The following is a 10,948-nucleotide window of genomic DNA, read 5'->3' on the forward strand; positions in this document are numbered from 1 at the left end:
CGAAGCCCCCAAGAAAAAGAAGCAACCATATTTAAGTCTTAGGAAAGAGATAAACATTAGAAAAACTGTCATTAAAAATTCAAGTAAACTCTCTAAAAAGTTTTACAATCAAAGCAGAGAGACTTTGATACAGGAGGCGCCAATTTATGAATCGAATTGAACGTGAAGAGAAAACAATTAGCATTATGATTGATATGTATTGTAAAAACGAACACAAACAAAATACTCTATGTGAAGAATGTCAAAAATTAAAAGATTATGCTTATTTTCGTTTATCAAAATGTCCATTTCAAGAAAAGAAACCAGCATGTCAAAATTGCAAAATTCATTGTTATAAACCAGATATGAAAGGTTTAGTTAAGGAAATTATGAAAAAGAGCGGACCGAAAATGATTTTAAAACATCCATATTTCACGCTCATGCATGCTGTTGACACAATGAAGAAGTTTCCTGACTTACCAAAAAGAAAAAAGTGTAAAAAGAAAAAGTGGTTTGTCTAACAAACTAGTTTTTTAATTCCTTTTCGACTAAAGAATTATATGTGAGTTTTAAATCCTAATTGCTTCTGAATCATCTTCAAAATAAAAGTATTTAGAAAATGTTATGCAGAGATCCCTTTCCACAAATTCGTCCGCTTTATCTCCAAACTAATCATTTTTTTGAATAGAGATTTCCGTTAGAAATCTTGGTACATCTTCATCATAACTCCAAAGATAGGTTCCGAACCTAAAGTGGCAAAAAACAAAGAGTCAATTATCGCTGTGATATCTTGGGCGCACTAGTTCAGGAATAGATACTGTATTGTTCTAAAAATGCAAATGCTTCATTCGTAAAGCAACGAGCTCATTTAGAGATAATCCGTATTCTATATGCCAGGTTTTTTTTGAGGAGGGTTGCCCTATAGTAGTAGGTTTGCTTTTATTTGCTACTTTCTCCTCGACGACTTTATCGATAAGATTAGCAATAACTTCCGTGCATCTATAATAAAATCAGCATCCTCACGAGTAGTATCACTATTACTAATACGTTCAATCACTTCTGTTCCATATTCCCTATCTTCATCTGATTCTGCTAAATACCTTTTGTAAGCCCTTATAACTAGTATTGCTTCTTTTTTATCCATATCAATTTGGTATAGTTCATCTTCAAAGTTTTCCAATGAAATCACTCCTGTTTGTAAATAATAAATTACACTTAATTATATTATAATAATTTATTGTTGTATTATTTTTGTGAACTTGTGTAAATGTGTAAATGTCCACGTTTACACTTTTACACATTAAGGAAGAAATTACATGGAGAAACATGAAGTTGGATATGACAAGCGATATTCATGTGACTCTTGTAAAGAAGGATTTACAAAAGAGGAATATAGCAATTTATATTTTGATAACTGTGTGATAGAATAGGGGTTTTTAGATTAAACAATATTTATTAAATATCGAGTCAATACTATAACTCGATGCGGCTGAAAACGGAATATAGTATTAAAATTGAAGAAGTTGAAAATGTATACGCAATATCAATAAAAGAACTAAAATATCTAATGGATTTCAAAAATAGTATAGGAAATGTATATAAAAAGATCACTTGTCTTGGAAACAAGTGATCTTTTTATTAGATAAATTGCTACTTGCCAACAGCAGGTAGTTGTTATCCTATTCATATGTTCAATAGATATTATAACACATATTCTAGTTATGTAGTCGGAATTGTTTCAATAGAAAATAGGAATTATACTTTTTTACTAGTGTACAAGCCGTTTCTTTTAAAGGAAGCACAACATAGAATACAATACAGGACAAGACTTTCAAAAAACTTGTCCGAGTTAATTCTCAAAAAGGGTGAACAGAACTGCCTATCGTCAAGCCTTTTATAGTTGGAAGAAGATTTGTAAGTACAGCAGCAACAGGAACTGTCGCTGGAGCAAATTTAACTTTTGCTAACATAAACTTCACTGATGACACTGATGCTGTAACTACTTTCCCTGCTTCTTATGCTTATTTTACGCTTTATATTAATGACGTTATTCAAACAAGTGATACTATTACCTGTGTGACTACTACAGCTGCTACTATTGTAGGAGGAGCCGTACTAAATGGATGTACTCCTATTGCAATTGAATTTACTATAACGTAACTTTAGTTGTCTTTTTAGAGGTTTCATTAAAAGAAACCTCTAATTTTAAAAACTGGCATTAACTTTAGTAAAAACTACATAATACATTGCATATACCAGTATAGAATGATAGTAATTTATACTCACTCTCGACAAGAATACTGATGTATAGTGCTCTTTTTTAGCTTCCTCTTTTCTACAAAATGAAATTTTTATTCAAAAGCCTCCTAATAAAACGTAACGTACCCTTAAAAACCCTAATAGTTGTATATACAAAAACAAAATTGTACTTATATGCCAATATATAAGCCGTTTCTTTTTGAAAAGTAAACCATAAAATATAATACAGGATCAAGCTTTCTAAAAGTTTGTTCGAGTTAATTTTAGAAAGGAGCGAATTTCAATGGCTATCGTTAAACCTTTTGTGGCTGGTAGAAAATTCACTGGGTTAGCAAGCTCTGGGACAGGCACTGGTGCTACATTTGCAATTGCTGCAACAGCTTTTACAAATGATATAGGGACCAATACAGCATTTCCAGCTTCATATTCTTACTACAACCTCTATATTAATGGCGTTCTCCAAACAGCGGATACCTCAACTATCACTGTTGGCCCTTCTTCTATTACCATTCCTGATGGAGATGTACTTGATGGAGCAACTCCAATTATTGTAGAATTTATTGTAACTTAGTTATATTTTTATCAAATAAGGTTTTGGTCATTTTTTTCACAATTAATATCTATCAACATATACTAGTATAGAATGATAGGTATTTATACTCACTCTTGGAAAGGGCACTTATTCATATTGCTCTTTTCACTTTTAATTTTTATTATCAAATAGCGTTTTGGTTGAAAATGATGCCTTCATTTATTTGGACATATTTACCAGTGTTTTTACCAAAAAATTCATGATTTGGTTAATTAGTCGAGTACGTCATTACTTGACGATTACCCTTAGAAACCCTGTAGACAAACAGGGTTTCTTTTATTTAAATAACGATTTTTTCTTACTCCTCAACCAGCTAAAACTGCGTTAAAATTAATCCATACTTTGTAATTATGTATTTAAAATGCTCTGACCATATACATGTGTACCTTGTAATCAACCTCTCATACAACATGATGAACATTCGTTTATTCATTACTGTACTAATCCAAATTGTGAAGAAGCAAAATTACATTTATCTCTTTTTTCTTTCTAATAAGAATTTTGTTTTAAATTTGCACCTACCTTAATAGTACGCATACAATATCGTGTGTATTCATATTCAGCATCACTTTTGGTAGAGAGCTCTTTAAAAAGAGCTTTCTATTTTTTATTTAATACATATCAATTAAAATGGTGGTAAGTAATTATCTTGATTATCGCCTATCTAATTCCGGCACCTGTACGAGGTGCTCTTTTTTGATTTTTACAAAATAAAAATTTTGTTTAGTTATCATTTGATTAATCATATTTAAAATTTTTTAACATACCTTAATATTAACCAGGAATTAGGCTACCCCCCAGTAGACCTTTAGTTCCTGTAATTGAGCCTATGACTCTGATCAGAACCTGTTATAATTAGCGGGTTCTATTTATTATCATTCTTTATCCCAGTTAGATAACTATTTGGTTCAGTTTTTCACCTTTTTATCACTTATGTGTATGCGAATTCATACCTTTCATAGAAATTACATGATAACAATTATACATTAATAATACATGATATATAGATACAATAACAGGCTTTAGGTGGTTGTGTACACTCCCAGGCTTCGAAGAGAGTATATGTGAATGTGTTTTTAAAATTTCTAAAACTACATTGGTTCACCGTATCATTTCAGGAAAATTGTACGTTTAGACACACTTTTGACAATAAATAACCGATTCCTTATACAATTAAGAAATCGGTTATTTATTTTATATTAAATGCTATTACCTATTGGGCTAATTTTTCAATTGTAGGCATAACAGCGATTGGTGGTAATGATGCAGTCCAACCAACTGCATATACGTTTAATTTTTCACCTAATGTGTAATTTCCCCCATCTGAAACAGGAACTCGTAAAATTTTATTCTGAGAAACTAGATCCCACCAATCATTTTGGTACGCAAGTGCTTCATCTTTTGTAGAAGTAGCAGCAACCACTAAGTAATTCTTATCTACTGAAATGACATATCCAGTAAAAGGCTCTTGCTCTTGGTTTTGAATAGAATGAACAGGAGTATTGTTGGCAGAAATCTTAGTAGAATCTGCAAAGGCTGGTGTTAATCCGAAAGTAAATCCACATCCTAATGTTAAAGCTGTTACGGTTGTTACTAATTTTTGTTTTTTGTTAAACATAATATATATCCCCCTTATATTTTATCCCTACACTATCCACATTCCATTTGTATACATATAAAGCCTTTTAATATTAAGATATTTAACAAAGTTGTCACAATAATTCCATTAATGGTAATATTACCTATTAATAGGAGCTATTTTATGTTATAATTCACTAGGTGAACTATTATTGTTCCTTTCATCACTTGATGAATGTATGCCCTTCCTTAATTGTAAATATGTTTGAATTTATTGGTGAAGAGGGAGATATCCCTCTTCTTTTTTTGCTTTTATGAATAAGTATATATCCTCCTATTATATAAAAATATATAAAGTAAGTATTCTTTGTCCATTTCTTTGGCTGTTTTCCTTCAATCATAAAATAATGTTATTCTCCTATAAAAATAGTAGAAAGTATCTATACTAAACATTAGCAATTTTTTGTAAGGATATTATCAATATACAATTCTTTTTAATGATGATAAGTTGAATATAAGCAATATAGTTGAAGGAATACAATTGTGAGAAATGCATCTTTGATATTACAGATAATTGCATAGTGGTTTTTTACTATAATTATTTAAGGAGGCATTTAAAAGATGAAACGATTTAATCATTCCGTTATTATGAAGAAATTTGTGGGTGTTACATTAGCTAGTGCAATTGGGTTTAGTGGTTTTGGTGTTTTCGGGATAAGTGCTCATGCTGCAGAGTATACAAATGATGTTTCCATAAATCAGCTGGTAAAAGTTGAAGATATGTCATTGAAACAATTACAAGAAGCAATTCAACAAAAGAATGATCCATTTATTAATCAGGTGAAAGTATTTATAAATAAACATTTTCAGGAAGCGGAATTTTTGTGGGGAAAAGTAAGTAATCCTTTAAAAACAACTATTGTAGATTTATTAATAGGTGATGAAAAAGACTATTCTAAGAAGGTAGATACTGGCCTTAAGAATCATTTTAAGGAAGTACCTGCTTTGTTGAAATTTGCTAGTCCTGACTTTTTAAAAGATTTGATTAAGTTACTAGATTATTTACCAGAGTAAGTTAAAGAAAACTTTGTATTAGTAATAAAAATAGAAACAACTATTCCGTATTCGGATGTTATGAAATAAAAGGGGATCATTCTAATTAGGATGATCCCCTGATTAAGTTATTTACATTATTCTCGCTCTTGGAAGTTTTTCTAATTCGAAAGGATATTCATAATACATCTAAGAACGTATTATCCTTTTATACCTCTTTTTTGTGATTCCTCTTTCATAATTTCAGTAGACTTTGTAGCTTTTTCTTTATCAATTTTTATTTCAAACTCTCGATTCCAATTGCTTTTTGTTTCTCCAATTCTATCAATTTATAATTTCATTTTAACAGAATCTAGAAATTTATAAGATTTGTCTCCAGAAATTTGAATGAATCCTTCTGATTCATCAGTCATTCTATATAGAACATCTTCTGTATTAAATTCGATAAGTTGAAGTACATCACCATATAGTTAGCAGATTGCCTCCTCACAAAACAAATAAGTTGAATTCTCATATATAACTGTAAAACTATTAATTTTTTATTTTAGTGTTCCTTCAAAATCTTAGGTTGCTGGACATGTGATGAGTCTCTAATTTTTATCTAAGAATTATAAATGTTTAATATTTATTCAAATTTACAAATAAAAAAGAACCAGCTGGAGTTCAGGCCCTTTCAGAAGTACAGAGGTTGTGAAAGAAACAAATATTAGTTCATAATACTCCACTTAGGGATTATTTAAAAAATTCAGAGAATGCCCTTTTTGGGCATTTTTTGCTTTCTTATAAACAATCCATGCTGCTGCCAAATCTTGAAATGGCATGCCTACTGCATGGTATATTGTATAATTATATTTTTCTATAGGATGTTTGAGAGGCTTTTTTAAGATAACACCTAATTCTGCATCTATACAATTAGGATTAATCCCCAAGCTACCTATAACCCCAACGCATAATGCTAATTTTTTAATAACTTCTGCAGACACTTCCACTTTCACCGCTATAATGCTGTAAATTTGTATTCGTCATAAAACTAATTGCTGTATTAAATGCCAGTGTAGGTTCCATTCCTTCTATTTTGCTAGGATTCAATGGAAGAACACCTTGTAACCTAAAAACAAAATAAATAAATGTAATCATACAAACATTTGTTAACAACATAGCAAATGCGTATTGTACCCAGGTTTGATTATTTTGTTTTATATTGCCACATTTAAAAATAATTCTTTCGATTGGCCCAAATACTTTATCTAATATCTGACTACCTTGGAACGACCTTTCTAAATAAGTTCCCATTGGAATCGCTAGTAGTACAAACAGTAATATCGTTACAATAACTGCAACCCATATCATTATTGTTGCCTCCCCTTACTTAAAACTTCTCTGGATTTAATAACGCATATACTAAATAACTTGTAATAAGTAATACTACAATCGAAAGTACAATCATCATTTCGATTTTTCTTCTTTCACAATTTTATTTGACCAGCTTGCAAGCCCTATCATAGATGTTACTAATACAACCAGGATTCCGATTATTACTACATCTAGCATTATAATCCCTCACTTCCAAATGTTAAATTTTACCATTAAATAACCAAAAAAGAACACTGAGGCTCTACTCAGCGTTCAAAAACGAACAACACAAAAGTAAACCTCCTCTCCAAACGCTTACGAGGTTAGCTGTCGGATTCGGGCCTAAAGAGTAGCCCTACTTTCTTAATGAAAGATTCACCCCAAGTGACAATGCACAAAATTGGTTCCCCCGCTCCATTTCTGGACTCAGCGATATAAGGTTGTTTTTGGAAAATTTTATAATCAATTTATGAATGTAAATATACTCCTCTAGATTTAACTTGTAAAGATTAGAATCACCTTAAATAAGGATAAATTTAGCTATTTATAGGATTATATGGAGTATAATGAACCTCTTATCATCTGTTTACTTGTCTTTCCTTTCTTTTTCATCAAAATCGATTTTTAATATTAAAAAAAGAGAATGAATTTAAATATCTTCCTAGTAACATCTTGAATTCATTCCCTTTTTATATTATAAAAATATAAAGAATACTAAGAAAACGAACTATTAAAGGAGATTCAATAAAATGAACATTGCATTTTTTCTTACTCCTAAGAGTGAACTTGTATATATAAACATAAATTCAACGATGCGTCAGGCTTTAGAGAAGTTAGAACACCATCGATATACAGCTATTCCCTTAGTCAATGATAAGGGGGAATATGCAGGTACACTAACAGAAGGTGATTTACTATGGAAACTCAAAAAAACATCATCTTTAACCTTTAACAATACCCATCAAATTCTTTTAAGTGAGGTTTCTTTACACCGTTTTAATGAACCAGTTTCCATAAATGCAGAAATCGAAAACCTTGTATCAAGAGCTATGGAGCAAAACTTTGTTCCCGTTATAGATGACGAAGGTATTTTTATAGGAATCGTTAAAAGGAGAGATATTATCCACTATTGTGCACAAGGCATATTATTTAACAATAATTCTATAACATGATAAAGGAAGGAGACAGCCAAGATATACACGTGTCTCAGCTGAATCTCAAACGTTGTAATATTGCTTTTCGCAACTCTTTTTCTTTTTTAGACGTATGTGTTTAAAAATACTGGTTATTGGGTGTTTTATGTAGCCATATGCTATCGAAATCTAACTTTTTTACATTCTATTTTTGCAAGTCCTATCTGTGAAAAGTCCTCTTTTTAGTTGGCAAGCGAAAAGAGGACTTTTTTAATTTATCTCACACTATTGTTCTTTATATGATATTGTTTTTATGGGAAATTTAATCATACCTATACATTTACCATTCGAGGGGAGTTATTATTTTGATTAATAAAATTTTCAAAAGACAAAACCTATTCTTCAAACTAAATCCAGCGCATATTTTAGTATTAGGTTTTTTAGGCTTAATTTTAATTGGAACCTTTTTACTCATGTTACCTATATCCACTCAAGATCGTCATCATTTATCGTTTATTGATGCGCTTTTTGAGGCGACATCGGCTGTGTGTGTAACAGGGCTTGCCGTAGTTGATACAGGAAGTACATTTACTGTATTTGGACAAATTGTTTTGCTTATCCTTATCCAGCTTGGTGGTTGGGGATTTATGACGAGTGGGATTTTGATGTTTCTTATTTTAGGAAAAAAAATTGGCATAAAGAAGAGACTGTTACTTCAGGAGGCTATTAATTCCTTGTCTTTGCAAGGCGTTATAAAATTAGTGCAACAAATTATTTTGATTACACTTGTCATTGAATTAGTTGGAGCAACTGTTTTAGCGATACGATGGTCATATGAAATGCCTTGGCCAAAAGCAATATATTACGGGATATTCCATACCATTTCAGCATTTAATAACGCAGGATTTGGATTAGAACCAGATAGTTTGAGTAAATGGGTAGGAGACCCTGTAGTCAATATAATAATTACGTTTCTATTTATAAGTGGTGGAATCGGTTTTATTGTGATTTTAGATGTAATTAAGAAAAGAAAAATTAGATATTTCTCACTACATACCAAACTTGTTTTAGTAGCCACACTGTTTCTTAACATCATAAGTTCCATTATTATTTTATGTTTAGAATACAATAACCCTGCAACATTAGGAACATTGTCGCTTGATGATAAAATTTGGGCATCTTATTTCCAAGGTGTTGTTCCTAGGACAGCAGGATTTAACACCATTGATATTGGGCAAATGACGATGAGTTCTCAAGTCTATACAATAGCATTAATGTTTATCGGAGCATCTTCTGGATCAACTGGTGGTGGAATTAAGGTAACAACAGCATTCCTGCTTTTATTATCCATTGTAGCAATTATAAGAAATAGAGAGGATATTCATATATTTAAAAGAAGAATTCCAAAAAATTTAGTGAATCGAGCAATCGCCATTGCTACGACAGCTGTTTTGTTTATCTTTATCATATTTTTCTTATTAACAATTACTGAAAAACATGCTGAATTCTCTCAAATTTTATTTGAAACAGTTTCTGCATTTGGGACAGTTGGACTTAGCGCAGGATTAACAGGAGACCTTACTCCTGTAGGACGTATTTTGATTACAATCATGATGTTTATTGGCAGATTAGGACCATTAACTATGGCATTTGCGCTTGCTATGGCCAAAAATGAGCATAATAAGATTCGTTATGCAGAAGAAAAAATCTTAATTGGTTAAATTATAATCATTTCTGTACTCAAATTAGGTAAAACGAAGAGGTAGTTCAAGTAGTTAGTTAACTATTTATACTACCTCTTATCATAAATTTGTGAGTGACTCCAAAAAAGATTATTGCCGTACCCCTAATACGTAAAACTATTATTCATAAACGTTTAATATAGCTGAACTGGGTGACAACTACTTCAAACTATGACGAACAAGAAATTGACCATTTCTTGTTCAAATTATCCTATGCGAGGAAAATTCATTTTTTTATCCTAACAATGTATTAGGTGTCACCATATCATTTCGGGGAAATTGTACGCTTAGACACATTTTAAACAAAAAAAACAAGTGTATAAATTTTGATGATGGTTATAATTTCAAAAGTGGATCAGATTTTTTTATTATAACTAAAAAATCTGATCCACTTATTTGTGTCCTTAAAAATAATCATATTTGAAAAAAGTAATAAATGAACTTTTATTCATCATTTAATAGGTTTTAACTTTTTCTATTCTATATAGAAATATTTGTTTATTTTTCTGTAATATTTACAAAATTAACGGCTCCCTTGCCCTTAGTTCCTAAAACCATATTCACTTTATCTATTTCCTTACTTAATTCTGGTGCTTTTCCTTGATTGACTAAATTAAGATTCCCAAAAGATTTATTAAAAGATAGAATCTGTCTAGTTTTTTCTTTCCCATTTATTTCTTTAAATAATGTATCATCTACAATTAATAGGATTTCATTGTATTTACCACGATATGGAGATAGCCATACATCTCCTTTGTATTGAACATTCATTTTTTTGTTATCGAATGTTAATTCTTTTAAGTCTTTATATTCTTTATTTGCAAATATGATAGCTTCATTTTTCCCTATTTTCGGTAACGAATCGAGAGGGTCTGAAGATAGGAGCCCCTCGTTATTATCCCTTTCACGTATAAGTCCCTTTTTATTCATTTTTTCAGCAGTTGTTCTACTAATAAATAGTAAATTACTAGTAGCAGCATCCATAGAATCCCCAAAATTAGTCGGTAGCTTTATGTCGAGCTTGTTATTATCTATGGCCCCTTCTTTTATTTGATATAGGTCTTGTGATGTTATTATATCTTTGTACAAGTCTATTATAGAGTTTCTTGCTTGTTCGTTTATCTCTCCTACTTCTATTGAAATTCCATTTGCTGGGGAGTTTTTTGTACCAAATAATGAATATGCTCCTAACATGGTAATCGAAATACCAGCTACTATTAATAATCCAAGTCTTTTTTTCATCCTATATTCTCCTTTTT

At 30.8% G+C, this 10,948-nt stretch carries 11 protein-coding genes, 3 pseudogenes and 1 riboswitch; of the genes and pseudogenes, 6 read left to right on the top strand and 8 right to left on the bottom strand.

Features of this window, described 5'->3' with window-relative positions; translation table 11 throughout:
• Window positions 1-146 precede the first annotated feature (146 nt).
• A complete protein-coding gene (locus tag MHH27_RS28450) occupies window positions 147-500 on the top strand; it encodes a nitrous oxide-stimulated promoter family protein (protein ID WP_081143347.1) in 354 nt (117 codons plus the stop codon).
• Between the two features lie 35 nt (window positions 501-535).
• Here the strand turns inward: MHH27_RS28450 and MHH27_RS28455 are convergent.
• Together MHH27_RS28455 and MHH27_RS28460 are read right to left on the bottom strand one after the other, a co-directional pair.
• Window positions 536-869 (bottom strand): annotated as a pseudogene (locus tag MHH27_RS28455) (integrase); the annotation flags it as partial.
• Window positions 870-914: 45 nt separating this feature from the next.
• Window positions 915-1,159 (bottom strand): annotated as a pseudogene (locus MHH27_RS28460) (hypothetical protein); the annotation flags it as partial.
• Window positions 1,160-1,854: 695 nt separating this feature from the next.
• On the opposite strand from MHH27_RS28460, the gene MHH27_RS28465 reads away from it, so the two are divergent.
• Both MHH27_RS28465 and MHH27_RS28470 read left to right on the top strand, forming a co-directional pair.
• On the top strand, window positions 1,855-2,139 hold the full coding sequence (locus tag MHH27_RS28465) for a DUF4183 domain-containing protein (protein ID WP_340945298.1): 285 nt from the start codon (window positions 1,855-1,857) through the stop codon (window positions 2,137-2,139).
• Window positions 2,140-2,521: 382 nt separating this feature from the next.
• Window positions 2,522-2,809, top strand: coding sequence for a DUF4183 domain-containing protein (locus MHH27_RS28470; protein ID WP_340944977.1), 288 nt, complete (start codon window positions 2,522-2,524; stop codon window positions 2,807-2,809).
• Between the two features lie 1,234 nt (window positions 2,810-4,043).
• Here the strand turns inward: MHH27_RS28470 and MHH27_RS28475 are convergent.
• Window positions 4,044-4,448 carry a DUF3221 domain-containing protein gene (locus MHH27_RS28475; protein ID WP_340944978.1) on the bottom strand — a complete coding sequence of 135 codons (405 nt, stop codon included), beginning with the start codon at window positions 4,446-4,448 and terminating at the stop codon, window positions 4,044-4,046.
• Between the two features lie 581 nt (window positions 4,449-5,029).
• On the opposite strand from MHH27_RS28475, the gene MHH27_RS28480 reads away from it, so the two are divergent.
• Entirely contained in the window at window positions 5,030-5,482 is a 453-nt protein-coding gene (locus tag MHH27_RS28480) for a hypothetical protein (RefSeq protein ID WP_242807293.1), read from the top strand.
• 704 nt (window positions 5,483-6,186) lie between these two features.
• On the opposite strand, the gene MHH27_RS28485 is transcribed toward MHH27_RS28480, so the two are convergent.
• From MHH27_RS28485 to MHH27_RS28500, 4 genes and pseudogenes are all read right to left on the bottom strand, one after another.
• The gene (locus tag MHH27_RS28485) at window positions 6,187-6,444 is read right to left on the bottom strand and encodes a hypothetical protein (protein WP_340944981.1); all 258 of its coding nucleotides are present in this window, start codon (window positions 6,442-6,444) and stop codon (window positions 6,187-6,189) included.
• A 1-nt stretch (window position 6,445) separates the two neighbouring features.
• Window positions 6,446-6,811 (bottom strand): annotated as a pseudogene (locus tag MHH27_RS28490) (potassium-transporting ATPase subunit KdpA); the annotation flags it as partial.
• 19 nt (window positions 6,812-6,830) lie between these two features.
• On the bottom strand, window positions 6,831-6,911 hold the full coding sequence (gene kdpF / locus MHH27_RS28495) for a K(+)-transporting ATPase subunit F (RefSeq protein ID WP_098688002.1): 81 nt from the start codon (window positions 6,909-6,911) through the stop codon (window positions 6,831-6,833).
• Window positions 6,908-7,012, bottom strand: a complete 105-nt coding sequence (locus MHH27_RS28500) for a hypothetical protein (RefSeq protein WP_242807295.1) — start codon at window positions 7,010-7,012, stop codon at window positions 6,908-6,910. Before MHH27_RS28500 ends, kdpF begins: the two co-directional genes overlap by 4 nt.
• A 100-nt stretch (window positions 7,013-7,112) precedes the next feature.
• A riboswitch (cyclic di-AMP (ydaO/yuaA leader) is annotated at window positions 7,113-7,256 on the bottom strand.
• Window positions 7,257-7,563: 307 nt separating this feature from the next.
• On the opposite strand from MHH27_RS28500, the gene MHH27_RS28505 reads away from it, so the two are divergent.
• On the top strand, window positions 7,564-7,986 hold the full coding sequence (locus MHH27_RS28505) for a CBS domain-containing protein (RefSeq protein ID WP_098425949.1): 423 nt from the start codon (window positions 7,564-7,566) through the stop codon (window positions 7,984-7,986).
• Window positions 7,987-8,312: 326 nt separating this feature from the next.
• The gene (locus MHH27_RS28510; protein WP_340944991.1) at window positions 8,313-9,668 is read left to right on the top strand and encodes a TrkH family potassium uptake protein; all 1,356 of its coding nucleotides are present in this window, start codon (window positions 8,313-8,315) and stop codon (window positions 9,666-9,668) included.
• Between the two features lie 519 nt (window positions 9,669-10,187).
• On the opposite strand, the gene MHH27_RS28515 is transcribed toward MHH27_RS28510, so the two are convergent.
• Window positions 10,188-10,931 carry a lipoprotein BA_5634 family protein gene (locus tag MHH27_RS28515; protein WP_340944994.1) on the bottom strand — a complete coding sequence of 248 codons (744 nt, stop codon included), beginning with the start codon at window positions 10,929-10,931 and terminating at the stop codon, window positions 10,188-10,190.
• Window positions 10,932-10,948 lie beyond the last annotated feature (17 nt).

The organism is Bacillus sp. FSL L8-0152 (assembly GCF_038006365.1).
Taxonomy (GTDB): domain Bacteria; phylum Bacillota; class Bacilli; order Bacillales; family Bacillaceae_G; genus Bacillus_A; species Bacillus_A cereus.